We start from the raw sequence: 26,765 nt of genomic DNA, 5'->3' as shown, positions 1-26,765 counted from the left end.
GTTCTTCTTCCACTGGGGGCCCGGCGACCGCCGGGCCCCCAGTGGCATCCTTGGGACGCGGGGCGGACACCAGGAGGACAGGGCGATGGCGATGAGCACGGCACCGACACCGGCCCGGCCGATGCGCGCCGACGCGCGCCGCAACTACGACCGGCTGCTGAGCGAGGCGCGTACGTCCTTCGCCGCCCACGGCACGGATGCCTCGCTGGAGGACATCGCCCGCCGGGCGGGCGTAGGCATCGGCACGCTGTACCGGCACTTCCCGAACCGTCAGGCCCTGATGAACGCGGTGTTCCAGGACGCCCTGAACGCACTGCTCGACCGCTCCCGCGAGCTGGCGCACGCCGGTCAGCCGTGCAGTGCGCTGGTGGAATGGCTGGGCGCGATCGTCACTCATGCGGGTGAGTACCGGGGCCTGGCACAGGCCCTCATGTCGGCTTCGGGGGACGCGACCTCGGAACTGACCTCATGTCATGTACCGCTGCGCCAGGCGGGGGCGAGGCTGCTGACGCGGGCGCAGTCGAGCGGGTCGGTGCGTGCGGACGTGTCGATCGACGACCTGCTGCAACTGACGAACGCGATCGCGCTGGCCGCGGAGCAGACCCCGGCCGATCCCGCCCTGGCCGACCGCCTGCTCCGGCTGACGCTCCGCGGCCTGAAGGCCGACCCGTCGGACCCGGGAAACGGGACCGGCCCCGTGGACGGGCCGGACCCGACGGACCGGAGCCGCGGGAAGGACTCCGTGGACGGAGCGGACCCGACCGCGCCGAAGTCGGCTGCCCCGCAAGGCGGCTGACGGTCCGGCAACCGCCTGCGGCCTACCGGCGCCGCAGGTCCGCGACGCGCCCCACCGGGCCGTCCGTCAGGGCCGCCGCGCTCCGGAGCTGCGGTCCGAGTCCTCCCGGCCCGCCGTGGCCGCCCTGGGTACGGCGCTGCCCCGGCAGCGGCATCTCCTGCCGGGGCGGCCGCCCCGGTGGCAGGCCGTCACCGCCCGTGGACTCCGCGCCCGGCCCGGCCACGGTGATCTCCACGCCCTGGTCGGCCAGGGCCTGCAGCTCCGTGGCGGCCCGCTCGTCGTGGACCGGCGGCGCGTCCGTCACCAGCCGGGTGATCAGCTCGGTCGGGACCGTCTGGAACATGGTGTCGGAACCGAGCTTCGTGTGGTCCGCCAGGACCACCACCTCGGACGCGGCCTGCACCAGGGCCCGGTCCACGCTCGCCGAGAGCATGTTGGACGTGGACAGCCCCCGCTCGGCGGTCAGCCCGCTCCCGGAGAGGAAGGCCCGGCTCACCCGCAGCCCCTGGAGGGACTGCTCGGCACCGCTGCCGACGAGCGCGTAGTTGCTCCCGCGCAGCGTGCCGCCCGTCATCACCACTTCCACCCGGTTGGCATGGGCCAACGCCTGGGCGACGAGAAGCGAGTTGGTGACCACCGTCAGGCCGGGCACCCGTGCGAGCCGTCGGGCCAGCTCCTGCGTGGTCGTTCCGGCGCCGACCACGATGGCCTCGCCCTCACCGACCAGCCCGGCCGCCAGATCGGCGATGGCCGTCTTCTCCGCGGTGGAGAGATGGGATTTCTGCGGAAAGCCGGACTCCCGCGTGAAACCGCCCGGCAAGACCGCACCGCCGTGCCGGCGGTCGAGGAGTCCTTCTGCCTCCAGCGCCCGCACGTCCCGCCGTACGGTCACTTCGGAGGTCTGGACGACGCGGGCGAGCTCACGGAGCGATACCGCCCCGTTGGCGCGCACCATTTCGAGGATCAATTGACGACGTTCTGCAGCGAACACGAAACTGACAGTAACCTGGCCGTAGGTTGCTTTTCAGCAGTTTGCGCCGAATAACAGAAGTTGTGCACGGGTGGGGCCCCTTGGTGGTATAGGGGACCCCACCGTCGCCACGAGCGGCCCGGAGGCGGTGCGTACTACGCCTCGCCGGCGCTCTTACGGGTGTGCAGCTGCCGGGCCACTTCGGCGATCGAGCCGGAGAGCGACGGGTACACGGTGAAGGCGTTGGCGATCTGCTCCACCGTCAGGTTGTTGTCGACGGCGAGCGCGATGGGGTGGATCAGCTCGCTGGCCCTCGGGGCGACGACGCAGCCGCCGACCACGATGCCGGTGCCGGGCCGGCAGAAGATCTTGACGAAGCCGTCCCGGATGCCCTGCATCTTCGCGCGCGGGTTGCGCAGCAGGGGGAGCTTCACGACGCGGGCGTCGATCCTGCCGGAGTCGACGTCGGCCTGGCTGTAGCCGACCGTGGCGATCTCGGGGTCGGTGAAGACGTTCGCGGAGACCGTCTTCAGGTTCAGCGGGGCCACCGCGTCGCCGAGGAAGTGGTACATCGCGATCCGCCCCTGCATCGCCGCGACCGAGGCCAGGGCGAAGATGCCGGTGACGTCGCCGGCCGCGTACACGCCCGGGGCGCTGGTGCGGGAGACCCGGTCGGTCCGGATGTGCCCGGACTCCTTGAGCTGCACCCCGGACTCCTCCAGGCCCATGCCCGCGGTGTTGGGGATCGCGCCGACCGCCATCAGGCAGTGCGTGCCGGAGATGACGCGGCCGTCGGCCAGGGTGACCTCGACGCGGTCGCCCACCCGCTTGGCGGACTGGGCGCGGGAGCGGGCCATGACGTTCATGCCGCGGCGCCGGAAGACGTCCTCCAGGACGGCGGCGGCGTCCGGGTCCTCACCGGGGAGCACCCGGTCACGGGAGGAGACCAGCGTCACGCGCGAGCCGAGCGCCTGGTAGGCCCCGGCGAACTCGGCGCCGGTGACGCCCGAGCCGACCACGATGAGCTCCTCGGGGAGCTCGTCGAGGTCGTAGACCTGGGTCCAGTTCAGGATGCGCTCGCCGTCGGGCTGGGCGTCCGGGATCTCCCGGGGGTGGCCGCCGGTCGCGATCAGCACCGCGTCGGCGGTGAGCCGCTCCTCGGTGCCGTCCGCGGCCGTCACCACGACCTGGCGCGATCCGTCGGAGGCCTGGAGGCCCTCCAGCCGGCCGCGTCCGCGCATCACCCGCGCACCCGCGCGGGTGACGGAGGCGGTGATGTCGTGGGACTGGGCGAGCGCGAGGCGCTTGACCCTCCGGTTGACCTTGCCGAGGTCGACGCCCACCACCCGGGCGGCCTGCTCCGCGTGCGGGGTGTCGTCGGCGACGATGATGCCGAGTTCCTCGTAGGAGGAGTCGAAGGTGGTCATCACCTCGGCCGTCGCGATCAGGGTCTTGGAGGGCACGCAGTCGGTGAGGACCGACGCGCCGCCGAGGCCGTCGCAGTCGACGACGGTCACCTCCGCGCCGAGCTGGGCGCCCACCAGTGCCGCCTCGTAGCCGCCGGGGCCGCCGCCGATGATCACGATCCGGGTCACGAAAAGTCCGCCTCGCGTGGTGTCATCCCACGGCCGTCTGCCGCCCCGGCCGGGGGTCCGGGGGATCGCCCCGGCGTATGCAGTACGTAATTCATTGTCCCGCACGCGCCAAGCCGCTTCGCTCCGGGGCCCTCCATACGGGAACGCGCCTGGCCGGGCCACGGCCCGCGGCTCCCGGCGGACCGCCCCACGGGCGGGCGTCTTCCCCGCCGGAACCGGCACGCTCCCCGTCACCTCCCGTACCCTCGACCCCATGTCGCTCTACGCCGCGTACGCCGGCAACCTCGACGCGCGGCTGATGACGCGCCGCGCACCGCACTCCCCGCTGCGCGGCACGGGCTGGCTCAACGGCTGGCGCCTGACGTTCGGCGGGGAGCAGATGGGCTGGGAGGGCGCGCTGGCCACGGTGGTGGAGGCGCCCCGCTCCCAGGTCTTCGTCGCGCTGTACGACCTGGCGCCGATGGACGAGGACTCCATGGACCGCTGGGAGGGTGTCGGCCTCGACATCTACCGGCGCATGCGGGTGCGCGTGCACACGCTGGACGGCGAGGAACCGGCCTGGATGTACGTCCTGAACGGCTACGAGGGCGGGCTGCCCTCGGCCCGGTACCTGGGCGAGGTGGCGGACGCCGCCGAGTCCGCGGGCGCGCCCCACGACTACGTGATGAACCTGCGTAAACGCCCCTGCTGAACCGCGCCTCCACGGCCCTTTTTGTACGAAAGTACGAATACCTCCGGCCAGCCTCTGCGCGGACACATCTACGCGCGTAGGGAATCACCGGTTACCCTCATCCGCGTGAACGCATCTGTTATTCCGGACCACATCCAGGGCGACCCCCACGCCGCCGCCGCCGACGCCGCCGCCCGCCTGCGCGAGCTCACCGGCGTCGAGACCCACGACGTCGCTCTCGTGATGGGCTCCGGGTGGGCCCCCGCCGGCGATGCGCTGGGCGTCCCGGAGGCCGAGTTCCCGGTCACCGCGCTGCCCGGCTTCCCCGCCCCGGCGGTGGAGGGCCACGGCGGCACCATCCGCTCGTACCGGATCGGCGAGAAGCGCGTCCTGGTCTTCCTGGGCCGCACGCACTACTACGAGGGCCGTGGCGTCGCCGCGGTCGCGCACGGTGTCCGCACGGCCGTCTCGGCGGGCTGCCGGACCGTCGTCCTGACCAACGGGTGCGGCGGCCTGCGCGAGGGCATGCGCCCCGGACAGCCGGTCCTCATCGACGACCACATCAACCTCACGGCCGCCTCGCCGATCGTGGGGGCGAACTTCGTCGACCTGACCGACCTGTACTCGCCGCGGCTGCGCGCCCTGTGCAAGGAGATCGACCCGACGCTCGAAGAGGGCGTCTACGTGCAGTTCCCCGGCCCGCACTACGAGACCCCGGCCGAGATCAACATGGTCCGCGTCATGGGCGGCGACCTGGTCGGCATGTCCACCGTCCTGGAGGCCATCGCGGCCCGTGAGGCGGGTGCGGAGGTGCTCGGCATCTCGCTGGTGACGAACCTCGCGGCGGGCCTGAGCGGGGAGCCCCTCAACCACGAGGAGGTCCTCCAGGCCGGCCGTGACTCCGCCACGCGGATGGGCGCGCTGCTGGCGCGGGTGCTGGACCGGATCTGAGCCGCCCCTCCCCCGAGGCACCGGGCGACCGGAACCGGCCTCACCGGCGTTCGAGGCCGGGGGTCCGGGGGCAGAGTCCCCCGGGCCCCCGCGCAGCGGCACCGGCCCCCACCCGTACCCGCAGAAAGGCGGACACCGTGCAGCAGGACCTCATCACGCGGGCCAGGACCTGGCTCGCCGAGGACCCGGACCCCGAGACCCGCGCGGAGCTCGCCGGACTCATCGACGCCGGGGACCTCACCGCGCTCGCCGAGCGCTTCGCGGGCACGCTCCAGTTCGGCACGGCCGGCCTGCGCGGCGAGATCGGCGCCGGGCCGATGCGCATGAACCGCTCCGTCGTCATCCGCGCGGCCGCCGGACTCGCCGCCTACCTGAAGGCCCGGGGCAGCTCCGGCGGGCTCGTCGTCATCGGCTACGACGCCCGCTACAGGTCGGCGGACTTCGCCCGCGACACCGCGGCCGTGATGACCGGGGCGGGCCTGCGCGCGGCCGTGCTGCCGCGCCCGCTGCCGACCCCGGTCCTCGCGTACGCCGTACGGCACCTGGGGGCCGTCGCCGGCGTGGAGGTCACGGCCAGCCACAACCCGCCGCGCGACAACGGCTACAAGGTCTACCTCGGTGACGGTTCGCAGATCGTGCCCCCGGCCGACGCGGAGATCGCCGCCGAGATCGCGGCGGTCGGCCCGCTGGACGGCGTACCCCGTCCGGAGTCCGGCTGGGAGACCCTCGGCGACGAGGTCCTGGCCGCCTATCTGGAGCGTACGGACGCCGTCCTCAGCCCCGGTTCCCCTCGCACCGCGCGCACGGTCTACACCGCGATGCACGGTGTCGGCACCTCCGTCCTGACGGCCGCCTTCGCCCGGGCGGGGTTCCCCGAGCCCGTGCTCGTGGCCGAACAGGCCGATCCCGACCCGGCGTTCCCGACCGTCGCCTTCCCCAATCCCGAAGAGCCCGGCGCCATGGACCTGGCGTTCGCGACCGCGCGCCGGGCCCGCCCGGACCTCGTCATCGCCAACGACCCGGACGCCGACCGCTGCGCCGTCGCGGTGCCCGACCCGGCGGCCGAGGGCGGCTGGCGGATGCTGCGCGGCGACGAGGTGGGCGCCCTGCTCGCCGCCCACCTGGTGGACCGGGGCGCCGACGGGGTGTTCGCCGAGTCGATCGTCTCCTCGTCCCTGCTGGGCCGGATCGCCGAGAAGGCCGGTCTGGGCTACGAGGAGACGCTGACGGGCTTCAAGTGGATCGCCCGCGTCGACGGCCTGCGCTACGGCTACGAGGAGGCGCTGGGTTACTGCGTGGACCCCGAGGGCGTGCGCGACAAGGACGGCATCACGGCCGCGCTGCTGATCGCCGAACTGGCCTCGGTGCTCAAGGAGAAGGACCGGACGCTGCTCGACCTGCTCGACGACCTCGCCATCGAGCACGGCCTGCACGCCACGGACCAGCTCTCGGTCCGGGTCGAGGACCTGACGGTCATCGCGGACGCCATGCGGCGCCTGCGCGAGACTCCCCCGACCGCCCTGGCGGGCCTCCCCGTCGTCACGGCCGAGGACCTCTCCCGGGGCACGGACTCCCTGCCGCCCACGGACGGGCTGCGCTACCACCTGACGGGCGCGCGGGTCATCGTCCGCCCGAGCGGCACCGAGCCCAAGCTCAAGTGCTACCTGGAGGTCGTCGTCCCGGTCGGCTCGGCGGCGGAGCTGCCCGGGGCCGCCGCCAAGGGCGCGGAACTGCTGGCCGGCATCAAGCGCGATCTGGCCGCCGCAGCGGGCATCTGAGCGAAGGCCCCGGCCCGCAAGGGGGTACGAAAGCGCCCCCCGGCGGGCCGGGGCGCGGGGCCGCGGTCGCCGTCGGCAGGGCAGTCGGGCAGTCGGGCAGACAGAGCCGCGGCCCGGGGCCAGCGGGAAGCCGCGCAGGACCCGGCGGCCCGGGGCCGTCAGGCCGCGGTCGCCGTCGGCCCGCTGCCCCCCGTCGGCCGGCCGTCGCCAGGGCGCGTACGGGCCGCTGACCGGGCCCCTCGGGAGTACGGGCAGGACCCAGCGGCCCGGGGCCGTCAGGCCGCGGTCCCCGTCGGCCCGCGGTCCCCGTCGCCGTCGGCCCGCGATCTCCGTCTCCGGGGCGCGTACGGCCGCCGACCGGCCCCTCAGGAGTATGGGCAAAACCCGGCAGGCCGGGGCCGCCCCAGCGCCGTCACCGGCACGGCAGGGGGCTCACCGCCCGGCCGGGATCGCGGCACGGGCCGCCCCCGGGCGCACGCGGGACGCGCGGCACCGCCCGCCCGGCACGTACGCGTCGAGGACCCGGCGGGGCCGGGGCCGCCCCAGCGCCGTCACCGGCACGGCAGGGGTCTCACCGCCCGGCCGGGATCGCGGCACGGGCCGCCCCCGGGCGCACGCGGGACGCGCGGCACCGCCCGCCCGCCCGGCACGTACGCGTCGCGGCCGCTCCTCAGCCGATCGCGAGCAGGATCACCAGCAGCACGGCGCCGACGACGGCCGGGGCGATCACCTCGTAGGCCCATCGCACCGACGCGGTGACCGTGCTCGGCTCCTCGTGACGGCCGGCCTTCTCGGCGAGTTCCCGCAGATCGCCCACCGTGCGGTCGGCCGCGGCGGCGCGCGCCTGGGAGTCCCGGACGTCCGCGTGCACGGAGGTGCGGCCGTACGGGTCGTCGTGGGCCTGCTGGCCGGCCCTCCTCGCCGCCCGCTTGCGCTCGCGCAGCGAGACCGGGACGGCCCACAGCTGGTACTTCGCGCCGCCGTGGGTGAAGACCTCGCTCGAATACGCCGCGCGCACGGAGCTGACGTCCGTCCAGGGCAGCACGATCGTGCGGAACGGATTACGGATCCGGATGCGCTCCTCGTCGGCGAAGACCGCGGGGCGCAGGGTGAAGGCCACGATGAGCGGGATCACGGTCAGCAGGGCGGCCAGCGCCAGCCAGGGCACCCATCCCTTGCCCTGGAACACCGCGTCGCCGCCGATCCAGCCGACCAGGAGGATCAGCAGCGTGCCGCTGACCAGCCCGCCGCCCGACCGGAAGGTCCGGTCGGCTCGGGCGGGCTGGGCGGGGGGTGTGGGGCTCGTCATGGTCCCGATTCTGCCTGACGGGCCGGCCGCGGCGCGGCGCGGCCGCTCGCCGGCCGGGGAGGGCCCGATACGGGGAGGGCCCTGTACAGGTCGCTACGCGCGTAGATATGCTCAGGTGGTGACCATGCCCACCACTGCTCCTGCATTCGCCGACGCGACGGCGTCCGACAGTGCGCTGCGCCGCTTCCTGCACGGGCTGCCAGGCGTCGACACCGTCGGCCTCGAAGCGCGTGCCGCCTCCCTCGGTACCCGATCGATCAAGACGACCGCCAAGGCCTACGCCATCGATCTCGCCATCTCGATGATCGACCTGACGACGCTGGAAGGCGCGGACACCCCGGGCAAGGTCCGGGCTCTCGCCGCCAAGGCCGTCAACCCGGACCCCACCGACCGCACGACCCCCCGCACCGCGGCCGTCTGCGTCTACCCCGACATGGCGGCGACCGCCGTCGCCGCGCTGGCCGGCTCCGGGGTGAAGGTCGCGTCCGTCGCGACGGCCTTCCCCGCCGGACGCGCCGCGCTCGACGTCAAGCTCGCGGACGTCCGCGACGCCGTGGCGGCGGGGGCCGACGAGATCGACATGGTGATCGACCGGGGCGCCTTCCTCTCCGGCCGCTACCTCAAGGTCTACGAGGAGATCGTGGCCGTGAAGGCCGAGTGCGGCTCCGCCCGGCTGAAGGTGATCTTCGAGACCGGCGAGCTGTCCACGTACGACAACATCCGGCGGGCCTCCTGGATCGGGATGCTGGCGGGGGCGGACTTCATCAAGACGTCGACCGGCAAGGTCGCGACCAACGCCACCCCGGCGAACACCCTGCTGATGCTGGAGGCCGTGCGCGACTTCCGGGAGCAGACGGGCGTGCAGGTCGGTGTGAAGCCCGCGGGCGGCATCCGCACGACCAAGGACGCGGTCAAGTTCCTCGTCCTGGTGAACGAGACCGCGGGCGAGGACTGGCTGGACAACCACTGGTTCCGCTTCGGCGCCTCCAGCCTGCTGAACGACCTGCTGATGCAGCGCCAGAAGCTCAGCACCGGCCGTTACTCCGGCCCCGATTACGTGACGGTGGACTGATCCCCATGGCATCTGCATTCGCATACGCGCCGGCACCGGAGTCCCGCTCCGTCGTCGACATCGCACCCTCGTACGGCCTGTTCATCGACGGTGAGTTCACCGAGGCGGCCGACGGGAAGGTCTTCAAGACGGTCAGCCCGTCCACCGAGGAGGTGCTCTCCGAGGTCGCGCGGGCGGGCGCCGAGGACGTGGACCGGGCCGTGAAGGCGGCCCGTAGGGCGTTCGAGAAGTGGTCGGCGCTGCCCGGCTCCGAGCGCGCCAAGTACCTGTTCCGCATCGCCCGGATCATCCAGGAGCGCTCGCGCGAACTGGCCGTCCTGGAGACCCTGGACAACGGCAAGCCGATCAGGGAGACCCGCGACGCGGACCTCCCGCTGGTCGCCGCGCACTTCTTCTACTACGCGGGCTGGGCCGACAAGCTGGACCACGCCGGATACGGGCCGGACCCGCGTCCGCTGGGTGTGGCCGGCCAGGTCATCCCGTGGAACTTCCCCCTGCTGATGCTGGCCTGGAAGATCGCCCCGGCGCTCGCCACCGGCAACACGGTGGTGCTGAAGCCGGCGGAGACGACACCGCTGTCCGCGCTGTTCTTCGCCGACATCTGCCGCCAGGCGGGCCTGCCCCGGGGTGTCGTCAACATCCTGACGGGGTACGGCGACGCGGGCGAGGCGCTCGTCTCGCACCCCGACGTGAACAAGGTCGCCTTCACCGGCTCCACCGCCGTCGGCAAGGCCATCGCCCGGCAGATCGCGGGTACGGACAAGAAGGCCACGCTCGAACTGGGCGGCAAGGGCGCCAACATCGTCTTCGACGACGCCCCGGTCGACCAGGCCGTCGAGGGCATCGTGACCGGCATCTTCTTCAACCAGGGCCAGGTCTGCTGCGCGGGCTCGCGGCTCCTCGTGCAGGAGTCCGTGCACGACGAGGTGCTGCACGCCCTCAAGCGCCGGCTGTCCACGCTCCGCCTCGGCGATCCGCTGGACAAGAACACCGACATCGGCGCGATCAACTCCGCGGAGCAGCTCGCCCGGATCAGCGCGCTCGTCGAGACCGGCGAGGCGGAGGGCGCCGAGCGGTGGTCCGCGCCGTGCGAACTCCCGTCCGCCGGTTACTGGTTCGCCCCGACCCTCTTCACCGGGGTCACCCAGGCGCACACCGTCGCCCGGGACGAGATCTTCGGCCCGGTGCTGTCGGTGCTGACCTTCCGCACGCCGGACGAGGCCGTCGCGAAGGCCAACAACAGCCAGTACGGCCTGTCCGCGGGCATCTGGACGGAGAAGGGCTCCCGCATCCTCGCGGTGGCGAACAAGCTCCGCGCCGGCGTGGTGTGGGCCAACACGTTCAACAAGTTCGACCCGACCTCGCCGTTCGGCGGATACAAGGAGTCGGGCTTCGGCCGCGAGGGCGGCCGTCACGGTCTGGAGGCCTACCTCGATGTCTGACGGGCGACTGAGCGTCTTCAAGACCTACAAGCTGTACGTCGGGGGCAAGTTCCCCCGCTCCGAGAGCGGCCGGGTGTACGAGGTGACGGACTCGAAGGGCAAGTGGCTGGCGAACGCCCCGCAGTCCTCCCGCAAGGACGCCCGTGACGCGGTCGTCGCGGCCCGCAAGGCGTTCGGCGGCTGGTCGGGCGCGACCGCGTACAACCGCGGGCAGGTCCTCTACCGCGTCGCGGAGATGCTGGAGGGCCGCAGGGAGCAGTTCACGCGGGAGGTGGCGGACGCCGAGGGGCTGTCGAAGTCCAAGGCGGCGGCCGTCGTCGACGCGGCGGTCGACCGCTGGGTCTGGTACGCGGGCTGGACCGACAAGATCGGCCAGATCGTGGGCGGGGCGAATCCGGTCGCGGGCCCGTTCCTCAACCTCTCCACCCCGGAGCCGACGGGTGTGGTCGCGGTCCTGGCCCCCCAGGAGTCGTCGTTCCTCGGCCTGGTCTCGGTGGTCGCCCCGGTGATCGCCACGGGCAACACGGCGGTCGTCGTCGCCTCGTGCGACGCCCCGCTGCCCGCGCTGTCGCTGGGCGAGGTCCTGGCGACCTCGGACCTGCCCGGCGGTGTGGTGAACATCCTGTCGGGGAGGACCGCGGAGCTCGCCGCGCCCCTGGCCGCGCACCAGGACGTCAACGCCATCGACCTCACGGGCGCGGCGGGGGACGCCGCGCTGGCCGGGGAGCTGGAGGCCGCCGCGGCCGACAACCTCAAGCGCGTGCTGCGCCCGGCGCACGCGCGCTCCGGCCAGGAGGAGGGCGGCGGCCGTCCACAGGCTGTGGACACGGCCGACTGGTCCGCCGACCCCGGCACCCGTCGGCTGACGGCCTTCCTGGAGACCAAGACGGTCTGGCACCCGACGGGGGCGCTGGGCGCCTCCGGCTCGTCGTACTGATCCGGTCCACGCGTGCGGGGGGCGCCCGGGCGGCCCCCGCACGCGTGTGCGGCCCGGGTCAGCCGGTGATCAGACCGGTGACCTCTCCCACCACGGGCAGGTCGCTGAGCGCGGCGCCACTGGCCAGCGGACCGGTGACGAGCGCGGTGGTCACGGGCTTGAAGTCGGCGATCTGGGTACCGACCGCGTTGTCCAGCGGGTCCGCGCCGGTGCCGGCCAGCGGGTCGAGCTGGAGGTCCGTGACGGGCTTGACCGCCCCGACGAGCCCGTAGCCGAGCGCACTGGTCAGCGCGGGCATCGCCGCGTCGCCGACCGCCCCCAGCGCGCTGTCCGCGGTATCCACGCCGGTCGCGGGCAGCGGTGCCGCCTGAGCGGCCGCGCCTCCCGCGCCGAGTGCCGCGCCGAGCGCGGTGAGGGTCAGACCGGCACGCAGCAGAGCGCGGTGCCGGGGCTTGGACAGTGCATGACGTGCCATGTTTTCCCACCTGATCGGGACGGTTCGGGTAATCATCCGTGCGCGCAGAGTAGTTGAGGTGTGATGCTCGATACCAACAGGACCTCCCGGGGATCCCCTACGCGGGTCAATGCCTCACACTTCTGTTCTGTGAGTTCCCAACCGATCCCCACGCGCGTCGTACTGCTCGCCGGCCCTTCCGGCTCCGGCAAGTCCTCCCTCGCGGCCCGCAGCGGCCTCCCGGTGCTGCGCCTGGACGACTTCTACAAAGAGGGAAACGACCCGACACTGCCCCGGGTCACCGGCAGCGCGGACATCGACTGGGACTCGGCCCTGTCCTGGGACGCCGACGGAGCGGTCGCGGCCATAGCGGAACTGTGCGCCACGGGTCGTACGTCCGTTCCCCTGTACGACATCGCCACGAGCTCGCGCACGGGCGAGGAGACCCTGGACATCGAACGCACCCCGCTGTTCGTCGCCGAGGGCATCTTCGCCGCGGACATCGTGCGGCGCTGCCAGGAGCTGGGTCTGCTCGCGGACGCGCTGTGCCTGCGCGGGCGGCCGTCGACGACGTTCCGCCGCCGGCTGCTGCGCGACCTGCGGGAGGGGCGGAAGTCGGTCCCGTTCCTGCTGCGCCGCGGATGGCGGCTGATGCGGGCCGAACGGCGCATCGTGGCCCGCCAGGCCGCACTGGGCGCGTACCCCTGCGCCCGTCAGGAGGCCCTGGGCCGCCTGGCCGCCGCCGCGGCGGGACGCTGCCGCCGCGCCCCGGTGGGAGCGCCGGTCCCGGAGTAGGCGGATCCGGGCGGCCGGGCCCGCGGCCGGCGTGCGGCCCGGTGCGGAGACCGGCGCGCACGCGAACGGGGCCGGACGAGACCCCCCGGCCCGTCCGACCCCGCTGCGTTCCACCCCCGTACCGCCGCCTCCCCCGAAGCGACGGCCTTTCCCCCGTTCCCCGTTCCCCCGTCAGACCTCAGGCCACCAGCTCGCCGAAGGACTCCTCCTCGTCACGTCCGAAGCTGAGGACCTCGTCCTCACGCAGCCGGCGGAGCGACCGCCAGATGCTGGACTTCACCGTGCCGACACTGATGTCGAGTATGGACGCGATCTCCGGGTCCGTGCGGCCCTCGTAGTAGCGCAGGACCAGCATCGTGCGCTGGAGTTCAGGCAGCCGGGCGAGTGCCTGCCAGAGGACCGCCCGCAGTTCCGTGCCCCGCATCGCGTCCGTGTCGCCGACCGTCTCCGGCAGCTCCTCGGTCGGGTATTCGTTCAGCTTGCGCCTGCGCCACGCGCTGATGTGCAGGTTGGTCATGGTGCGGCGGAGGTACCCGCCGACCGCCGCCTTGTCGCTGATCCTGTCCCACGCCCGGTACGTCGAGAAGAGGGCGCTCTGCAGCAGGTCCTCGGCCTCGAACCGGTCGCCGGTCAGGTGGTAGGCGGTTGCGTACAGGGAGGCGCGGCGCTCCTGGACGTAGGCGGTGAACGCGGCTTCCGCGTCCTCCGCCACGGCCTGGGGCTTCCGCTCCCCCGTGGCCTCCCCGTACGCGCTTCCCCCGTTCTCCCCCGTGGTCGCGTCAACCATCGTCAGGTACGACGAGTGCTGACGCCCGGCGCCGCGCACACGCCCCCGTCCGGCACCGGACTTCTCCGGGCTCCGCCCGACGTCGTGAAGGCGTGTGACAACTGCGCTTGAGGTGGTGCTGTGCAGTGCGTTCATCTGGCGCCCCCCATCGGTGGAGTCCGTTCGTTCCGTGTGCCAACGAGCTTGCCGGGGCAGTTTCATGGCGCTGTCCCCCGACTGTCACAGGGCTGTCACAGGGCATGCCGGCCGCTCAAGTCGGGGGGATTGTCGAAACGTGGCACCACCATGGGCCAGAATGGCCCGTGTGCCTTTCCTGTTGCTGATCGAGGACGACGACGCCATCCGCACAGCCCTCGAACTCTCGCTGTCACGCCAGGGCCACCGTGTGGCCACCGCGGCGACGGGAGAGGACGGGCTGGAGCTGCTCCGTGAGCAGCGGCCTGACCTGGTCGTGCTGGATGTGATGCTGCCCGGGATCGACGGTTTCGAGGTCTGCCGGCGTATCCGGCGCACCGACCAGCTGCCGATCATTCTGCTGACCGCGCGCAGCGACGACATCGACGTCGTGGTGGGACTGGAGTCCGGCGCGGACGACTACGTGGTGAAACCCGTGCAGGGCCGGGTGCTCGACGCCCGTATCCGCGCGGTCCTGCGCCGTGGGGAGAGGGAGTCCACCGACTCTGCGACGTTCGGGAGTGTGGTCATCGACCGCTCGGCGATGACCGTCACGAAGAACGGGGAGGACCTGCAGCTCACGCCGACCGAGCTGCGGCTCCTGCTCGAACTGAGCCGCAGGCCCGGACAGGCCCTGTCGCGGCAGCAGTTGCTGCGCCTGGTGTGGGAGCACGACTACCTCGGTGACTCACGGCTGGTGGACGCCTGTGTGCAGCGGCTGCGGGCGAAGGTGGAGGACGTGCCGTCCTCGCCGACCCTGATCCGCACCGTGCGCGGTGTGGGTTACCGGCTGGACACTCCTCAGTGAGCGATCCCGCGAAGCGCTCCATACGCGCGGGTCTGCGCTGGACCAGCCTGCGGCTGCGGCTGCTGATCGTGTTCGCCCTGGTGGCGCTCACGGCGGCGGTCTCGGCGTCGGGCATCGCGTACTGGCTCAACCGCGAGGCGGTCCTGACGCGTACGCAGGACACCGCGCTCGACGACTTCCGCCGCCAGATGCAGAACCAGGCGGCCTCGCTGCCGTTGCAGCCCACCTCGGACGATCTGCGGAGCGCCACCGAGCAGATGGCGGACAGCGGCGCCGGCTACCACGTGCTGCTGATCGGCACCCGTGACGGCAAGCCCGTCACGGGCTCGTCCGACCTGGACTCGTTCACCAAGGCCGACGTGCCCGCCTCGCTTCAGAAGCAGGTGAACAAGAAGCAGCCGCTGACGTCGTCCAACACCGTCGAGTACCACCTGTTCTGGCAGCGGACGACGCTGGGCAACACGCCCTACCTGGTGGCCGGGACGAAGATCATCGGCGGTGGTCCCGCCGGGTACATGCTGAAGTCGCTGGACCAGGAGCGCGAGGACCTCGGTTCGCTGGCCTGGTCGCTGGGGATCGCCACCGCGCTGGCCCTGGTCGGTTCGGCGCTGCTCGCCCAGGCCGCGGCGACGACCGTGCTGCGGCCGGTGCAGCGGCTGGGCGACGCGGCGCGCAAGCTCGGCGAGGGCAAGCTCGACACCCGTCTCGTGGTCTCCGGCACCGATGAACTCGCCGACCTCTCCCATACGTTCAACAAGGCCGCGAGCTCCCTGGAGAAGAAGGTCGCGGACATGAGCGCGCGGGAGGAGTCGAGCCGCAGGTTCGTCGCCGACATGTCGCACGAACTGCGCACCCCGCTGACGGCCATCACCGCGGTCGCGGAGGTGCTGGAGGACGAGGCGGACAGCCTGGACCCGATGATCGCCCCGGCCGTGCACCTGGTGGTGAGCGAGACGCGGCGGCTGAACGACCTGGTCGAGAACCTCATGGAGGTCACCCGCTTCGACGCCGGTACGGCCCGCCTGGTCCTGGACACGGTCGACGTCGCCGACCAGGTGACCGCCTGCATCGACGCCCGTGCCTGGCTGGACGCGGTCGATCTGGACGCGGAGCGCGGCATCATGGTGCGGCTGGACCCCCGACGGCTCGACGTGATCCTGGCGAATCTGATCGGCAACGCCCTCAAGCACGGCGGATCACCGGTACGGGTGTCCGTACGGACCGACGAGGACGAGCTGGTCATCGAGGTGCGCGACCACGGGCCGGGCATCCCCGAGGAAGTCCTGCCGCATGTGTTCGACCGCTTCTACAAGGCGAGCGCTTCCCGCCCGCGCTCGGAGGGCAGCGGTCTCGGCCTGTCCATCGCGGTGGAGAACGCGCACATCCACGGTGGCGACATCACGGCCTCGAACCTGCCGGACGGCCAGGGAGCGGTGTTCGTGCTGCGGCTCCCCCGGGACGCGGAGACACTGACCGGCGCCCCGGGACCGGACGATCCCGACGGGAACGAGAAGGGCGGCGGGAAGTGACACGTGGCGAGCGGACGTCCGGTGCACCGCGCAGGGCTCTCGCCGCGCTGGCCGCCGTCGCGGCCTGTGCGGCGCTGGCCTCGGGCTGCGGCATCCGCAGCACCTCGGTCCCGGTGGACGCCGGGGCCGCGCCGTCCCGGATGCCGTGCCGCACGACCGCGGCCCGGGCGACCGCGCCCCCGCCGGAGAGCGTGCAGGTGCGGATCTACCTGGTCTGCGCCTCACAGCTGGTCACGGTGGAGCGCACCGTCGGGGTCGACGAGTCGCGCTCCGATCCCCTCCTGGTCGCGCGGGCCCTGCTCGGCGAACTCCAGCGGGAGCCGGACTCCGAGGAGCGGCGCGCCGGTTTCTCCACCGTCGTGCCGGCCGGGCTCCAGGTCACCGGCGCCCGCAAGGACGACCCGAAGGGTGCGCTGCGCCTCAGTGAGCAGCCGGACGACCTGCCGGCGGAGGCACTGGCACAGGTGGTGTGTTCGTACGCGGACAGCGGGTCGATCGGCTCCGGGGGATCGGTGCTGCTCGGCGGGCCGGGGAACTACGCCCCGCGGGGATACCTGTGCACGGCGGAGACGAAGAGCCGTCCGGGCGAGGTGCCGACACTGGGCGCGGTCGGGCTGTCCTGAGGCCGGGGCGCCCGGACCGTCCGTACCGCACGCCGCCGGGCGTGAGGGGCCGCGCCTCGGGCCGTGGGCACCTTCGCGGCTCCGAAGCCGCCGGTGGGCATGCGTCGGGGGCACCGGGTGCCCGTGGTGGTCCTCACCCGGCCCGCCGGGCGCCCCTGATCGCCCTCGTCGGAACGCGCCGGGGCGTCCGTGACGGCGCCGCCGGACGGTCCGGGCGGCCGTGCCGCTCGTCACAGCGCCTTCCCCGAAACGAGCGGAACCGATCCTGCCGGTCGTGGCGTCTTGGTGCACGTGCGTCACAGTTCGGACGGCCCGGCCGTCATCCGCTTCCGCGCGGCGGGGGTACTCCTCCTCCTCGCGCACCTTCTGTTCGTCTGCTGGCTGACGCTGCGCCCGCTCGACGTCCCCTGGGTGACGGCCGCCAACCTCCAGCCGTTCGCCGGAATCAGGGCGGACCTGGCCCTGGGCCGGGCCGAGGCCGTGCGGCGCATCGGTGAGGGGCTGCTGCTGCTGGCGCCCCTGGGCGTGCTGCTCCCCATGGCCGGCGGAAGGCTGCTGGTCTCCCCCTGGGCCTCGCTGGCCCGTACGGTCGCGGCCGGGGCGCTGATCTCGATGGCCATCGAGCTGGGGCAGACAGGGGTCCCCGGCCAGGTCGTCGACGTCGACTCGCTGCTCCTGAACACCGTGGGCGTCGCCCTGGCCCATCTGCTCGTCGTCCCGCTGTCGCGGTCGAGGCTGCGCCGGGGCAACCGTGCGGGGGCCGGCGACCTGTCGCGGATCGGGAGCGTGTCCCGGATGCCCCGGGGTGAGGGCACTCAGGGATCCACCCCGACGATTACCAGGGTCGGTATCGCCCCGTAGAGCGATGCTTTGTCCTCCGTCGCGGGGCGACCATGGAGTCATGGGAGCACGACGGAGCTGCTCCCCCGGAACGGTTCGCGAAGGAGCCCACCATGGCCGCACTTGCCCGCCCCCGCGACGGACGCATGATCGGCGGAGTGTGCGCAGCGCTGGCACGGCGCTTCGGCACCTCCGCAGGGACGATGCGCGTCATCTTCCTGCTGTCGTGTCTGCTTCCCGGCCCTCAGTTCCTGCTCTACCTGGCGCTGTGGGTGCTGCTGCCGCCGGAGAAGGACCCGGCCGCGACGGCCTGGTGATCACCGGGCACGGGGACAGAGCTGTGGGGCGCACACCCGGACCGGGTGTGCGCCCCCTCTGCGTGCGCGACGGGTCAGCGGCCGATCGGCAGGGCGCCGGTCAGGCCGCCCGCGGGCAGGCCGCCGAGCAGGTTGGTGCCGGGCGCGGAGAGGTTGCCGCCGCCGCGCTGGTTCTGCTGCTGGTCGAGAAGTCCGCCGGCCGCCTTCTGCGCGGCGGGCAGCGCGTCGGAGACGACGGAGTCGAGGGCGACACCGGCGGGGAGGGCGCCGGCCACGGCGTCGACGGGCACGGCGACGGCGGAGGCACTGCCCGCGCCGGCGGCGACGAAAGCGGCGCCGAGAGCGGCTGCGCCGATGGTCCTGACAGCAGACTTCTTCATGGGAGATTCATCCTTGGGGAAGGGGATGTGAGCGGCTCTGCAAACTAGCCATCGCCACACCCCTTCCGCAAACACGCCAGGACACGGAAAACGGCCGGGACAGCACGCTCCCGGCCGTTCCCTTTTCGACTGGATCAGCCCGCGAGGGACGAAGAACTACTGGTCACGGACGTCTGCCGGAAAAGCCATTCGGACTTCAGTTCGGCGTATCCGGGCTTCACCACGTCGTTGATCATCGCCAGACGTTCATCGAAAGGAATGAACGCTGATTTCATCGCATTGACTGTGAACCATTGCATGTCGTCGAGCGTGTATCCGAAAGTCTCGGTCAGCCGCTCGAATTCCCCGCTCATGCTCGTCCCGCTCATCAGCCGGTTGTCCGTGTTCACGGTGGCGCGGAAATGCAGCTTCCGCAGCAGCCCGATGGGGTGCTCGGCGTACGACGCCGCGGCGCCCGTCTGGAGGTTGGAGGTCGGGCAGAGTTCCAGCGGGATCCGCTTGTCCCGCACGTAGGAGGCGAGGCGCCCCAGCGTCACCGAGCCGTCCTCCGCGACCTCGATGTCGTCGATGATGCGCACGCCGTGGCCGAGCCGGTCGGCGCCGCACCACTGGAGCGCCTGCCAGATCGACGGCAGGCCGAAGGCCTCGCCCGCGTGGATGGTGAAGTGGTTGTTCTCGCGCTTGAGGTACTCGAAGGCGTCCAGGTGCCGGGTGGGAGGGTAGCCCGCCTCGGCGCCCGCGATGTCGAAGCCCACCACGCCCAGGTCGCGGTAGCGGTTGGCGAGTTCGGCGATCTCCAGCGCGCGGGCGGCGTGCCGCATCGCGGTCAGCAGGGCGCCCACGCGGATGCGGTGGCCGTTGGCGCGGGCGCGGCGCTCCCCCTCGCGGAACCCCTCGTTGACGGCCTCGACGACCTCTTCGAGGGACAGGCCCGCGGTGAGGTGCTGCTCCGGCGCGTACCGCACCTCGGCGTAGACGACGCCGTCCTCGGCGAGGTCCTCGGCGCACTCCGCGGCCACCCGGACCAGTGCCTCACGGGTCTGCATGACGGCGCAGGTGTGGGCGAACGTCTCCAGGTAGCGCTCCAGGGAGCCGGAGTCGGCGGCCTGGCGGAACCAGACGCCGAGCTTGTCGGGCTCGGTCTCGGGGAGGGCGTCGTACCCCTGCGCGCGAGCCAGTTCGACGATCGTGCCGGGGCGCAGGCCACCGTCGAGATGGTCGTGGAGCAGCACCTTGGGCGCACGGCGGATCTGGTCGGAATCAGGGACATTCAGGGTCTGGCTCGTCATCTGGGCACTCTAACGCCTACGCGCGTAGAGCGCGGCTGTCGATGCGTAACAGTGACCGCGAAGCCAGGTGGAATACACCTGCCCTTCTGACACTGTTCTGTCATGGCACAGCGCGCACTTCCCCTGCCTGCCGCCAGGCTGGGACGGGCCGTCCTCACGGCCGGAGCAGCACCCGAGGTCAGCGGCGTGGTCCTGCTGCTCCCGGACGGCGAGACCGACTCCAGACGCCGTCCCTCCACCCTCTCGTACGCGGCGCAGCTGCCGTTCGCCCGGACCCTGGCCCGGGCGGGCCAGGAGGACGGGCTCGCGGTGCACGTCGTGCGCTACCGGACGCGGGGCTGGAACTCCGGCGCCGACCCTGCGGCCGACGCCCACTGGGCGGCCGACGAGGTCGTCCGGCGCTACGGCGACATCCCGGTGTGCCTCGTGGGGCACGGCATGGGGGGCCGGGCCGCCCTGCGGGGTGCCGGGCACACCGCCGTCAACTCCGTGCTGGCGATGGCCCCCTGGCTCCCGGAGGGCGGCGGCGGGGAACCCGAACCGGTGAAACAGCTGGCGGGGCGCCGGGTGCTGATCGTCCACGGCACCAACGACGCGCGGACGGATCCGGAGCTCTCCTACCGGATGGCCGAGCGGGCCAAGAAGGCCAACCGGGACACCTGCCGCTTCGAGGTCCACTCCGACGGGCACGCCCTGCGCCAGCACCGGTCCGAAGTGGTGGCCCTGGCCTCGGACTTCGTACGGGGGTCGCTGTTCGCCCGGTCGTACGCCCGCCCGGTCGCCGACGCGTTCGCCGCCCCGCCGCCGCTGGGGCTGAGGATGCCGCTCGCGGCGGGGTTCGGGCGGTCCCTGCGGCACTGAGCCGCCGCGGCGGGGTCAGTCGGGCAGCAGGCTCCCCCGGCGGGACAGCAGGAAGCGCTTGAAGGCGGCCACCGGCGGGGTGTCGGGGTGGCCGTCCAGCCAGGCGACCCCGATCTCGCGGGCCGCGCGGGGCGCGGTCACCGTCAGCTCGACCACGCCCGGCCGGGCGACGGCGGGCGGCGGCAGCAGGGCCACCCCGAGCCCGGCGGCGACCAGGCCGCGCAGTGTCTCCGCCTCCTCGCCCTCGAACGCGACCCGCGGGGTGAACCCGGCCTCGGCGCAGAGGTCGTCGGTGATCCGGCGCAGCCCGTAACCGGGTTCGAGGGTGACGAACGTTTCGTCGGCGGCCTCGGCGAGGCGGACGCGGCGCCGGCCGGCCAGCCGGTGGTCGTCGGGGACGACCAGGCGCAGCCGCTGCTCGTCCAGGCGCATGGCGACGAGGTCCGGGGCGTCGGGGACGGGCGAGGTGAGGCAGAGGTCGAGGCCGCCGGCCCGCAGCCGCTCGATCATGGCCTCGCCGTAGTTCTGGACGAGCTGGAAGCGGACCCGGGGGTGGTCGGCGCGGAAGGCGCGGATCAGGGCGGGCACGGTCTCGGAGCCCATGGTGTGCAGGAAGCCGAAGGCGACCTTGCCCGCGGTGGGGTCGGCGTCGGCGCGCACCGAGTCGGCGGCCTTCTCCACCTCCGCCAGGGCGCGTTCGGCGGATCCGAGGAAGGTGCGGCCCGCGGGGGTGAGCGAGACGGTGCGGCCGCGGCGGGCGAACAGGGCGACCCCCAGGTCCTGTTCCAGCCGCACCATGGCGCGCGACAGCGTCGACTGCGGGACGCCGAGCTCGTGCGCGGCGCGGGTGACGTGCTCGTGGCGGGCCACCGCCTCGAAGTACGCGAGGCGCGGCGCGAGCACGGCCCGGATGTCTTCTTCGTAACTGCCCGGTGACAGCCGTGGCTGTGAGCTGTATTGATGCGCCATGGGAACGATTATGAGGGTTTCATGCATTGGACGCATGAAACCGGGCCCTCTACGTTCGCCGTATGCCTCCTGCCAGTACCGGGGCGTCCACCATCGCGCTGGACGCCGTCGTTCCGTCATCGCCCGCCGCCGCCTCCCCGTCCGTCCCGGACCGCCTCGCGCCCGGCGGCCCCGGCTACCGCCGGATGAGCTTCGCGCTCTTCGCGGCGGGGATCGCGACCTTCGCCCTCCTCTACTCGACGCAGGCCCTGCTGCCCTCCGTCTCCGCGTCCTTCGGCGCGACGGCCGGCCAGGCCAGCTGGACGGTCTCCGCGGCGACGGGTGCGCTGGCCCTCTGCGTCCTGCCTCTGAGCGCGCTCAGCGAGCGCTTCGGGCGGCGCCAGATGATGACGGCCTCCCTGGCGGTCGCCGTGGTGATCGGGCTGCTCGTCCCCTTCGCCCCGTCGCTGGGCTGGCTGATCGCGCTGCGCGCGGTCCAGGGAGCGGCGCTGGCCGGGCTGCCCGCCTCCGCGATGGCCTACCTGGCCGAGGAGGTGCGGCCCAAGGCCCTGGTCGCCGCGATCGGGCTGTTCGTGGCGGGCAACAGCGTCGGCGGCATGAGCGGCCGCATCCTGGCCGGCTGGGTCGCCCAGCTGTGGGGCTGGCGGGCGGCGCTCGGCGCGATCGGGCTGCTGGCACTGGCCTGCGCCGTGGTCTTCCACCTCATGATCCCCCGGGCGCGCCACTTCACGCCCGCCTCGCTCAACCCGAAGGCCCTGGCGAGGACCGTCACCGGTCACCTCTCCGATCCGCTGCTGCGCCGGCTGTACGCGATCGGCGCCCTGTTCATGACGGTGTTCGGCGCGGTCTACACCGTGATCGGCTACCGGCTCGTCGACGAGCCCTTCGGTCTGCCGCAGGGCATCGTCGGCTCGGTCTTCCTGGTCTACCTGGTGGGCACGGTCTCCTCCGCCGCCGCGGGCCGGCTGGTGGCCCGGCTGGGCCGCCGGGGCGCGCTCTACCTCGCCGTCTCCACGACGGCGGCGGGTCTGCTGCTCTCGCTGGCCGACCAGCTGGCCGCCGTCCTCGCCGGCCTCGTCCTGATCACGGCGGGCTTCTTCGCCGGGCACGCGGTCGCCTCGTCCTCGGTGAGCCGTGCGGCGACGTCGGGGCGTGCCCAGGCGTCGGCGCTCTACCAGTCCGCGTACTACCTGGGGTCCAGCGCGGGCGGCACGCTCGGCGCCGTCGCCTTCCACGCGGGGGGCTGGGCCGGCACGGTCGCGCTGGGCGTCCTGGCGGTCCTCGGCGTCCTGTCGATCACCCTGCTCGGTACCCGGGCGGCCAGGAGCGAGCGGCTCCGCACCGGTGCCCCGGCACCGGTGCACAACTGAGACCTCCCCGGTACAACCGCGGCTCCCCGGCGCACGTCCAACAAGCGGAGAGAAACACCGCGGACGAACACGAAGGGGAGCGGGCGTACATGAGAACCATGGGGAAGATACCCGGTGCGCGGGTCCGGCGCGGGGCAGTCCTGTCCGTCGCCGGGCTGGTGGCCGCGCCGGCCCTGGTCCTGGGCACCGGGACGGCCGCCACGGCGGCGTCCTGCACGGCGTCCGCCGGGCCGTACCAGAAGCAGGTGGAGAAGTACCTCAAGCGGACGGCCGACGGCAGGCAGTCGGCCGCCGACTGCAAGGCGATCCGCTCCTTCCAGTCCGCGTCGGGCATCACCCCGGCCGCCGGGTACGCGGGGCCGGTCACCTGGCGCACGATGAAGACGATCACCGCTCAGAAGGCGGCGGGCAAGACCCCGAACAAGGCGAAGAAGTGCCCCACGAACAAGGGGCGCATCGCCTGCGTGGACCTCACCCGGCAGCTGAGCTGGATCCAGGACGGGGCCAAGCTGAAGTTCGGCCCGGTGCCGGTGCGCACGGGCCGCGACGGCGCCGAGACGCGGACGGGCGCCAAGAAGATCTACTGGCGCAACATCGACCACTGGTCGACGCTCTACGACGTCCGCATGCCGTACGCCCAGTTCTTCGACGGCGGACAGGCCTTCCACTCGGTCACCAAGTCCATGTACAACAACCCGGGGTCGGCCGGCTGCGTCAACATGCGCCCGGCGGACGCGAAGGCGTACTGGAACCTGTTGAGGAACGGCGACGACGTCTACGTCTACGGGCGCAAGCCCGGCACCTGATCGGCGGTTTCCTCGCTTCCCGCCCCGGCTGTCGGTGCCCTGCGGTAACTTCCGGAGTGCTGGGTGAGCGGTGTCACAGCGCAACAGGGGTGGAGCGATGGGTGATCTGACGGCGGCGACGGACATCGACAGCCGTCTGGAGGGACACCGGGTCGAGCTGACGGGGTACTGCTACCGGATGCTCGGCTCGGCCTTCGAGGCGGAGGACGCGGTCCAGGACACGCTGGTGCGCGCCTGGCGCAACTTCGACAAGTTCGAGGGCCGTTCCTCCCTGCGCTCCTGGCTGTACCGCATCGCGACGAACGTCTGCCTGGACATGCTGAACGCGGGCAACAAGCGGGCCAGGCCGGTGGATCTGACCGGTCCGACCCCGCTGGCCCAGGCCGCGCTGAACCCCCTCCCGGAGAACACCTGGCTGGAGCCGATGCCGGACGGCCGGATCCTGCCGTCCCTGGCGGACCCGGCGGAGGCCGCCGTGGCGCGCGAGTCGGTGCGCCTCGCGTTCGTCGCCGCCCTCCAGCACCTGCCGCCCAAGCAGCGCGCGGTGCTGATCCTGCGTGAGGTGCTGGCGTGGAGGGCGAGCGAGGTCGCCGAGCTGCTCGACACCTCGGTCGCCTCGGTCAACAGCGCCCTCCAGCGGGCCAGGGCGACGCTGTCGGAGACGGACAGCACCGCGCCGGACACCGCGAACCCGCTGGACGACGAGCAGCGCAAGCTGCTGGACCGCTACGTGGCGGCGTTCGAGGGGTACGACATGGCGGCGCTGACGGCGCTGCTCCACGAGGACGCCGTGATGACCATGCCGCCGTTCGATCTCTGGCTGCGGGGACACGACGACATCACCGGCTTCATGCTCAGCATCGGGGCGGGCTGCGCCGGTTCACGGCTGGTGGCGACCGAGGCCAACGGGACCCCGGCCTTCGCGCACTACAAGCCGAATCCGGACGGTCCGGGGTTCGTGCCGTGGGCGGTGCAGATCATCGACATCTCGGAGGGTGCCATCACCGGGATGCACTGTTTCCTGGACACCCCGCGCTGGTTCCCGCTGTTCGGGCTGCCGGACCACCTGGACGCCGACGCGCGATGAGGACGCGGAGGCTCGTGGTGGCGGGCTGGGTGCTGCTGGCGGTGGGCGGCTGGGCGGCGACGCTGTGGCTGGGCGAACCGTCCGCCACGGCGGGCCCGCGCCCCGCCCCGGCCGCCGGCCCCACCGGCGACGGCCGCGCCCCGGGGCCGCAGCCGGAGGGTGGTCCGTGCACGGCCCCGGCGGCGGACCCGGGGAGCACCGCGGAGCTCCTGGAGAAGGTGCCGGAGGGGTACGCGGACGGACACGCGGTGCAGGTCGCCCGTAGCTGCGGCATGGCCCGGGACCACGCCGTGCCCCGCTGAGCGTCCGTCACTCCGGGAAGGTCCGGATGTTCCCCACCACGTCGGCGAGGCCCACCAGGGCGAGCAGCGCGCGGAGCGCGGCCGGGGTGCGGCGCAGCCGCAGCTGAACGCCCCCGGCGCGGCGGGCGACGAGCCCCAGCCGGGCCACCGCCTCGACCAGGACGAGATCGGGGTGCGTCACCCCGCCCAGGTCGCAGTCGACCGCCGCGGCGCCGGGGGCGCCGGCCAGCAGCGCCTCCAGTTCGGCGCAGAGTCCCGGGACCTCGGCCCGGGTGACCCGGCCGGTGACGACGAGGGGGTTCGGAGTCATGGCGTCCACACCACAGAGACCGGCGGGGTGCCCGGAACTCATCGGCCGGGCGGGCCCGTGTCCGCGCCGGGGCCCGGATCCGGCGCGGGTGGTCCGGGAAGCCGGACGGGACCGGCGGTGGTCCGCCGGTCCCGTCCGTCCGCAGGGGGTGTCCGCGGGTCAGGCGATGCGCTCCCGCACGACCGGTGTGGCGGTGAAGGGCGTGCCGGCCGGGGCGATGTCGTACGAGCCGGGCAGTGCCTCCAGGGCGTACGCGAACTTCTCCGGGGTGTCCGTGTGCAGCGTCAGCAGCGGCTGGCCCTCGGTGACCGTGTCCCCGGGCTTGGCGTGCATCTCGACGCCCGCGCCCGCCTGCACCGGGTCCTCCTTGCGGGCGCGGCCCGCGCCGAGGCGCCAGGCGGCCACGCCGACGTCGTACGCGTCCAGGCGGGTCAGCACACCGGAGGACGGGGCGCTGATCACGTGCTGCTCGCGGGCGACGGGCAGTGCGGCGTCCGGGTCGCCGCCCTGCGCGGAGATCATGCGGCGCCAGACGTCCATGGCGGAGCCGTCGGCCAGGGCCTTCTCCGGGTCGGCGTCCTTGAGTCCGGCGGCGTCGAGCATCTCGCGGGCGAGCGCCAGGGTCAGGTCGATCACGTCGCGGGGGCCACCGCCGGCGAGGACCTCGACGGACTCGCGCACCTCCAGGGCGTTGCCCGCGGTCAGGCCGAGCGGCGTCGCCATGTCGGTGAGCAGTGCCACGGTGCGCACACCGCTGTCGGTGCCCAGCGCGACCATGGTGGAGGCCAGTTCGCGGGCGTCCTCGATCGTCTTCATGAAGGCGCCGGAGCCGACCTTGACGTCCAGGACGAGCGCGCCGGTTCCCTCGGCGATCTTCTTGGACATGATCGAGCTGGCGATCAGCGGGATCGCCTCGACGGTGCCGGTGACGTCGCGCAGCGCGTACAGCTTCTTGTCGGCGGGGGCGAGCCCGTCACCGGCGGCGCAGATCACCGCGCCCGTGGTGTCCAGGACGTCCAGCATCTCGGCGTTGGAGAGGTGGGCGCGCCAGCCGGGGACGGACTCCAGCTTGTCGAGCGTGCCGCCGGTGTGCCCGAGGCCCCGGCCGCTGAGCTGCGGCACCGCGGCACCGCACGCGGCGACCAGCGGGGCGAGCGGCAGGGTGATCTTGTCGCCGACGCCACCGGTGGAGTGCTTGTCCGTGGTGGGGCGGGAGAGCGTGCCGAAGTCCATCCGCTCGCCCGAGGCGATCATCGCGGCGGTCCAGCGGGCGATCTCGGTGCGGTTCATGCCGTTCAGCAGGATCGCCATGGCCAGCGCGGACATCTGCTCGTCGGCGACCTCGCCGCGGGTGTACGCGTCGATGACCCAGTCGATCTGCTCGGGGCTGAGCTCGCCGCGGTCCCGCTTGGTGCGGATGACGGAGATGACGTCCATGGGAGGGGAATCCTTCCGGCCGGGGGTGGGGCGCGAGTCACGCCGACTCTACGCGCATAGAGGGGAAACGTTCCGCCGCGCCGTTCCCCGGGCGGGCCGGTCGGGCC

Annotated in this window: 28 protein-coding genes; 18 read left to right on the top strand and 10 right to left on the bottom strand. The window is 72.9% G+C overall.

Annotated features, from left to right (window positions below):
• Nucleotides 1–85: 85 nt before the first annotated feature.
• The gene (locus ACFVS9_RS01860; RefSeq protein ID WP_383117244.1) at nucleotides 86–796 is read left to right on the top strand and encodes a TetR/AcrR family transcriptional regulator; all 711 of its coding nucleotides are present in this window, start codon (nucleotides 86–88) and stop codon (nucleotides 794–796) included.
• Nucleotides 797–818: 22 nt separating this feature from the next.
• Here ACFVS9_RS01860 and ACFVS9_RS01855 read toward each other — a convergent pair whose 3' ends face one another.
• On the bottom strand, nucleotides 819–1,787 hold the full coding sequence (locus ACFVS9_RS01855) for a DeoR/GlpR family DNA-binding transcription regulator (RefSeq protein ID WP_383117243.1): 969 nt from the start codon (nucleotides 1,785–1,787) through the stop codon (nucleotides 819–821).
• Nucleotides 1,788–1,921: 134 nt separating this feature from the next.
• The gene (locus tag ACFVS9_RS01850) at nucleotides 1,922–3,361 is read right to left on the bottom strand and encodes an NAD(P)H-quinone dehydrogenase (protein WP_383117242.1); all 1,440 of its coding nucleotides are present in this window, start codon (nucleotides 3,359–3,361) and stop codon (nucleotides 1,922–1,924) included.
• A 253-nt stretch (nucleotides 3,362–3,614) separates the two neighbouring features.
• On the opposite strand from ACFVS9_RS01850, the gene ACFVS9_RS01845 reads away from it, so the two are divergent.
• From ACFVS9_RS01845 to ACFVS9_RS01835, 3 genes are all read left to right on the top strand, one after another.
• Nucleotides 3,615–4,052, top strand: coding sequence for a gamma-glutamylcyclotransferase (locus ACFVS9_RS01845; RefSeq protein ID WP_033297850.1), 438 nt, complete (start codon nucleotides 3,615–3,617; stop codon nucleotides 4,050–4,052).
• A 105-nt stretch (nucleotides 4,053–4,157) separates the two neighbouring features.
• Nucleotides 4,158–4,982 (top strand): purine-nucleoside phosphorylase, encoded by an 825-nt coding sequence (locus ACFVS9_RS01840; protein WP_383117241.1) that lies wholly within the window; start codon nucleotides 4,158–4,160, stop codon nucleotides 4,980–4,982.
• 137 nt (nucleotides 4,983–5,119) lie between these two features.
• The gene (locus ACFVS9_RS01835; protein WP_389929459.1) at nucleotides 5,120–6,760 is read left to right on the top strand and encodes a phospho-sugar mutase; all 1,641 of its coding nucleotides are present in this window, start codon (nucleotides 5,120–5,122) and stop codon (nucleotides 6,758–6,760) included.
• A gap of 670 nt (nucleotides 6,761–7,430) precedes the next feature.
• On the opposite strand, the gene ACFVS9_RS01830 is transcribed toward ACFVS9_RS01835, so the two are convergent.
• The gene (locus ACFVS9_RS01830; RefSeq protein ID WP_383117239.1) at nucleotides 7,431–8,069 is read right to left on the bottom strand and encodes a PH domain-containing protein; all 639 of its coding nucleotides are present in this window, start codon (nucleotides 8,067–8,069) and stop codon (nucleotides 7,431–7,433) included.
• Between the two features lie 124 nt (nucleotides 8,070–8,193).
• Here ACFVS9_RS01830 and deoC point away from each other — a divergent pair, with 124 nt between their 5' ends.
• Genes deoC through ACFVS9_RS01815 form a run of 3 tightly spaced genes read left to right on the top strand, consistent with a single transcriptional unit; the run spans nucleotide 8,194 to nucleotide 11,520 of the window.
• Nucleotides 8,194–9,141: a deoxyribose-phosphate aldolase gene (deoC, locus tag ACFVS9_RS01825; protein WP_383117238.1), complete on the top strand. Its 948-nt coding sequence runs from the start codon at nucleotides 8,194–8,196 to the stop codon at nucleotides 9,139–9,141.
• A gap of 5 nt (nucleotides 9,142–9,146) precedes the next feature.
• The gene (locus tag ACFVS9_RS01820; protein WP_389929457.1) at nucleotides 9,147–10,583 is read left to right on the top strand and encodes an aldehyde dehydrogenase family protein; all 1,437 of its coding nucleotides are present in this window, start codon (nucleotides 9,147–9,149) and stop codon (nucleotides 10,581–10,583) included.
• Nucleotides 10,576–11,520, top strand: coding sequence for an aldehyde dehydrogenase family protein (locus ACFVS9_RS01815; RefSeq protein ID WP_389929455.1), 945 nt, complete (start codon nucleotides 10,576–10,578; stop codon nucleotides 11,518–11,520). Before ACFVS9_RS01820 ends, ACFVS9_RS01815 begins: the two co-directional genes overlap by 8 nt.
• 58 nt (nucleotides 11,521–11,578) lie before the next feature.
• Here ACFVS9_RS01815 and ACFVS9_RS01810 read toward each other — a convergent pair whose 3' ends face one another.
• Nucleotides 11,579–11,995, bottom strand: a complete 417-nt coding sequence (locus tag ACFVS9_RS01810; protein ID WP_383118930.1) for a hypothetical protein — start codon at nucleotides 11,993–11,995, stop codon at nucleotides 11,579–11,581.
• A gap of 63 nt (nucleotides 11,996–12,058) precedes the next feature.
• Here ACFVS9_RS01810 and ACFVS9_RS01805 point away from each other — a divergent pair, with 63 nt between their 5' ends.
• The gene (locus ACFVS9_RS01805) at nucleotides 12,059–12,769 is read left to right on the top strand and encodes a uridine kinase (RefSeq protein WP_389929453.1); all 711 of its coding nucleotides are present in this window, start codon (nucleotides 12,059–12,061) and stop codon (nucleotides 12,767–12,769) included.
• 178 nt (nucleotides 12,770–12,947) lie between these two features.
• On the opposite strand, the gene ACFVS9_RS01800 is transcribed toward ACFVS9_RS01805, so the two are convergent.
• Nucleotides 12,948–13,691 carry a SigE family RNA polymerase sigma factor gene (locus ACFVS9_RS01800; RefSeq protein ID WP_389929451.1) on the bottom strand — a complete coding sequence of 248 codons (744 nt, stop codon included), beginning with the start codon at nucleotides 13,689–13,691 and terminating at the stop codon, nucleotides 12,948–12,950.
• 169 nt (nucleotides 13,692–13,860) lie between these two features.
• Here ACFVS9_RS01800 and afsQ1 point away from each other — a divergent pair, with 169 nt between their 5' ends.
• The 5 genes from afsQ1 (at nucleotide 13,861) to ACFVS9_RS01775 (ending at nucleotide 17,847) form a co-directional block, all read left to right on the top strand.
• Complete coding sequence (gene afsQ1, locus ACFVS9_RS01795) at nucleotides 13,861–14,538, top strand: two-component system response regulator AfsQ1 (protein ID WP_176724363.1); 678 nt, start codon at nucleotides 13,861–13,863, stop codon at nucleotides 14,536–14,538.
• On the top strand, nucleotides 14,535–16,067 hold the full coding sequence (locus tag ACFVS9_RS01790; RefSeq protein WP_389929449.1) for an ATP-binding protein: 1,533 nt from the start codon (nucleotides 14,535–14,537) through the stop codon (nucleotides 16,065–16,067). The genes afsQ1 and ACFVS9_RS01790 overlap by 4 nt, the downstream gene beginning before the upstream one ends.
• The gene (locus tag ACFVS9_RS01785; protein ID WP_383118934.1) at nucleotides 16,064–16,690 is read left to right on the top strand and encodes a hypothetical protein; all 627 of its coding nucleotides are present in this window, start codon (nucleotides 16,064–16,066) and stop codon (nucleotides 16,688–16,690) included. The genes ACFVS9_RS01790 and ACFVS9_RS01785 overlap by 4 nt, the downstream gene beginning before the upstream one ends.
• A 285-nt stretch (nucleotides 16,691–16,975) precedes the next feature.
• A complete protein-coding gene (locus ACFVS9_RS01780; RefSeq protein ID WP_389929791.1) occupies nucleotides 16,976–17,551 on the top strand; it encodes a VanZ family protein in 576 nt (191 codons plus the stop codon).
• Between the two features lie 92 nt (nucleotides 17,552–17,643).
• Nucleotides 17,644–17,847, top strand: coding sequence for a PspC domain-containing protein (locus tag ACFVS9_RS01775; protein ID WP_389929447.1), 204 nt, complete (start codon nucleotides 17,644–17,646; stop codon nucleotides 17,845–17,847).
• A 74-nt stretch (nucleotides 17,848–17,921) separates the two neighbouring features.
• On the opposite strand, the gene ACFVS9_RS01770 is transcribed toward ACFVS9_RS01775, so the two are convergent.
• Nucleotides 17,922–18,227, bottom strand: coding sequence for a hypothetical protein (locus tag ACFVS9_RS01770; protein WP_383118874.1), 306 nt, complete (start codon nucleotides 18,225–18,227; stop codon nucleotides 17,922–17,924).
• Between the two features lie 134 nt (nucleotides 18,228–18,361).
• A complete protein-coding gene (locus ACFVS9_RS01765; RefSeq protein ID WP_389929446.1) occupies nucleotides 18,362–19,516 on the bottom strand; it encodes an adenosine deaminase in 1,155 nt (384 codons plus the stop codon).
• Between the two features lie 102 nt (nucleotides 19,517–19,618).
• On the opposite strand from ACFVS9_RS01765, the gene ACFVS9_RS01760 reads away from it, so the two are divergent.
• Nucleotides 19,619–20,377 (top strand): alpha/beta hydrolase, encoded by a 759-nt coding sequence (locus ACFVS9_RS01760; RefSeq protein WP_389929445.1) that lies wholly within the window; start codon nucleotides 19,619–19,621, stop codon nucleotides 20,375–20,377.
• A 15-nt stretch (nucleotides 20,378–20,392) separates the two neighbouring features.
• Here the strand turns inward: ACFVS9_RS01760 and ACFVS9_RS01755 are convergent, their stop codons facing one another.
• Entirely contained in the window at nucleotides 20,393–21,346 is a 954-nt protein-coding gene (locus tag ACFVS9_RS01755; RefSeq protein ID WP_383118877.1) for a LysR family transcriptional regulator, read from the bottom strand.
• 62 nt (nucleotides 21,347–21,408) lie between these two features.
• Between ACFVS9_RS01755 and ACFVS9_RS01750 the strand changes: the two genes are divergently transcribed.
• From ACFVS9_RS01750 to ACFVS9_RS01735, 4 genes are all read left to right on the top strand, one after another.
• Entirely contained in the window at nucleotides 21,409–22,716 is a 1,308-nt protein-coding gene (locus ACFVS9_RS01750; RefSeq protein WP_389929444.1) for an MFS transporter, read from the top strand.
• Nucleotides 22,717–22,805: 89 nt separating this feature from the next.
• Nucleotides 22,806–23,522 carry a L,D-transpeptidase family protein gene (locus tag ACFVS9_RS01745; RefSeq protein ID WP_383118879.1) on the top strand — a complete coding sequence of 239 codons (717 nt, stop codon included), beginning with the start codon at nucleotides 22,806–22,808 and terminating at the stop codon, nucleotides 23,520–23,522.
• Between the two features lie 97 nt (nucleotides 23,523–23,619).
• A complete protein-coding gene (locus ACFVS9_RS01740) occupies nucleotides 23,620–24,609 on the top strand; it encodes a sigma-70 family RNA polymerase sigma factor (protein WP_383118880.1) in 990 nt (329 codons plus the stop codon).
• Nucleotides 24,606–24,911, top strand: coding sequence for a hypothetical protein (locus tag ACFVS9_RS01735; RefSeq protein ID WP_389929442.1), 306 nt, complete (start codon nucleotides 24,606–24,608; stop codon nucleotides 24,909–24,911). The genes ACFVS9_RS01740 and ACFVS9_RS01735 overlap by 4 nt, the downstream gene beginning before the upstream one ends.
• A gap of 7 nt (nucleotides 24,912–24,918) precedes the next feature.
• Here ACFVS9_RS01735 and ACFVS9_RS01730 read toward each other — a convergent pair whose 3' ends face one another.
• Both ACFVS9_RS01730 and ACFVS9_RS01725 read right to left on the bottom strand, forming a co-directional pair.
• Nucleotides 24,919–25,263, bottom strand: a complete 345-nt coding sequence (locus ACFVS9_RS01730) for an STAS domain-containing protein (RefSeq protein WP_389929441.1) — start codon at nucleotides 25,261–25,263, stop codon at nucleotides 24,919–24,921.
• A 117-nt stretch (nucleotides 25,264–25,380) separates the two neighbouring features.
• Nucleotides 25,381–26,658, bottom strand: a complete 1,278-nt coding sequence (locus tag ACFVS9_RS01725; RefSeq protein ID WP_383119067.1) for a thymidine phosphorylase — start codon at nucleotides 26,656–26,658, stop codon at nucleotides 25,381–25,383.
• Nucleotides 26,659–26,765 lie beyond the last annotated feature (107 nt).

The sequence above is a fragment of the Streptomyces sp. NPDC058008 genome (genome assembly GCF_042886395.1).
Lineage (GTDB): Bacteria > Actinomycetota > Actinomycetes > Streptomycetales > Streptomycetaceae > Streptomyces.
Note: the sequence above shows the minus strand (reverse complement) of the source record. Positions and strands in the feature narration are given on the sequence as shown.

Coding starts and splice junctions, on each gene's coding strand:
- ACFVS9_RS01860 (WP_383117244.1), top strand. CDS start 86: ATGGCGATGAGCACGGCACCGACACCGGCCCGGCCGATGCGCGCCGAC.
- ACFVS9_RS01845 (WP_033297850.1), top strand. CDS start 3,615: ATGTCGCTCTACGCCGCGTACGCCGGCAACCTCGACGCGCGGCTGATG.
- ACFVS9_RS01830 (WP_383117239.1), bottom strand. CDS start 8,069: ATGACGAGCCCCACACCCCCCGCCCAGCCCGCCCGAGCCGACCGGACC.
- deoC (WP_383117238.1), top strand. CDS start 8,194: ATGCCCACCACTGCTCCTGCATTCGCCGACGCGACGGCGTCCGACAGT.
- ACFVS9_RS01820 (WP_389929457.1), top strand. CDS start 9,147: ATGGCATCTGCATTCGCATACGCGCCGGCACCGGAGTCCCGCTCCGTC.
- ACFVS9_RS01815 (WP_389929455.1), top strand. CDS start 10,576: ATGTCTGACGGGCGACTGAGCGTCTTCAAGACCTACAAGCTGTACGTC.
- ACFVS9_RS01810 (WP_383118930.1), bottom strand. CDS start 11,995: ATGGCACGTCATGCACTGTCCAAGCCCCGGCACCGCGCTCTGCTGCGT.
- ACFVS9_RS01805 (WP_389929453.1), top strand. CDS start 12,059: ATGCTCGATACCAACAGGACCTCCCGGGGATCCCCTACGCGGGTCAAT.
- ACFVS9_RS01800 (WP_389929451.1), bottom strand. CDS start 13,691: ATGAACGCACTGCACAGCACCACCTCAAGCGCAGTTGTCACACGCCTT.
- ACFVS9_RS01775 (WP_389929447.1), top strand. CDS start 17,644: ATGGCCGCACTTGCCCGCCCCCGCGACGGACGCATGATCGGCGGAGTG.
- ACFVS9_RS01770 (WP_383118874.1), bottom strand. CDS start 18,227: ATGAAGAAGTCTGCTGTCAGGACCATCGGCGCAGCCGCTCTCGGCGCC.
- ACFVS9_RS01765 (WP_389929446.1), bottom strand. CDS start 19,516: ATGACGAGCCAGACCCTGAATGTCCCTGATTCCGACCAGATCCGCCGT.
- ACFVS9_RS01760 (WP_389929445.1), top strand. CDS start 19,619: ATGGCACAGCGCGCACTTCCCCTGCCTGCCGCCAGGCTGGGACGGGCC.
- ACFVS9_RS01755 (WP_383118877.1), bottom strand. CDS start 21,346: ATGGCGCATCAATACAGCTCACAGCCACGGCTGTCACCGGGCAGTTAC.
- ACFVS9_RS01750 (WP_389929444.1), top strand. CDS start 21,409: ATGCCTCCTGCCAGTACCGGGGCGTCCACCATCGCGCTGGACGCCGTC.
- ACFVS9_RS01745 (WP_383118879.1), top strand. CDS start 22,806: ATGAGAACCATGGGGAAGATACCCGGTGCGCGGGTCCGGCGCGGGGCA.
- ACFVS9_RS01740 (WP_383118880.1), top strand. CDS start 23,620: ATGGGTGATCTGACGGCGGCGACGGACATCGACAGCCGTCTGGAGGGA.
- ACFVS9_RS01735 (WP_389929442.1), top strand. CDS start 24,606: ATGAGGACGCGGAGGCTCGTGGTGGCGGGCTGGGTGCTGCTGGCGGTG.
- ACFVS9_RS01730 (WP_389929441.1), bottom strand. CDS start 25,263: ATGAGTTCCGGGCACCCCGCCGGTCTCTGTGGTGTGGACGCCATGACT.
- ACFVS9_RS01725 (WP_383119067.1), bottom strand. CDS start 26,658: ATGGACGTCATCTCCGTCATCCGCACCAAGCGGGACCGCGGCGAGCTC.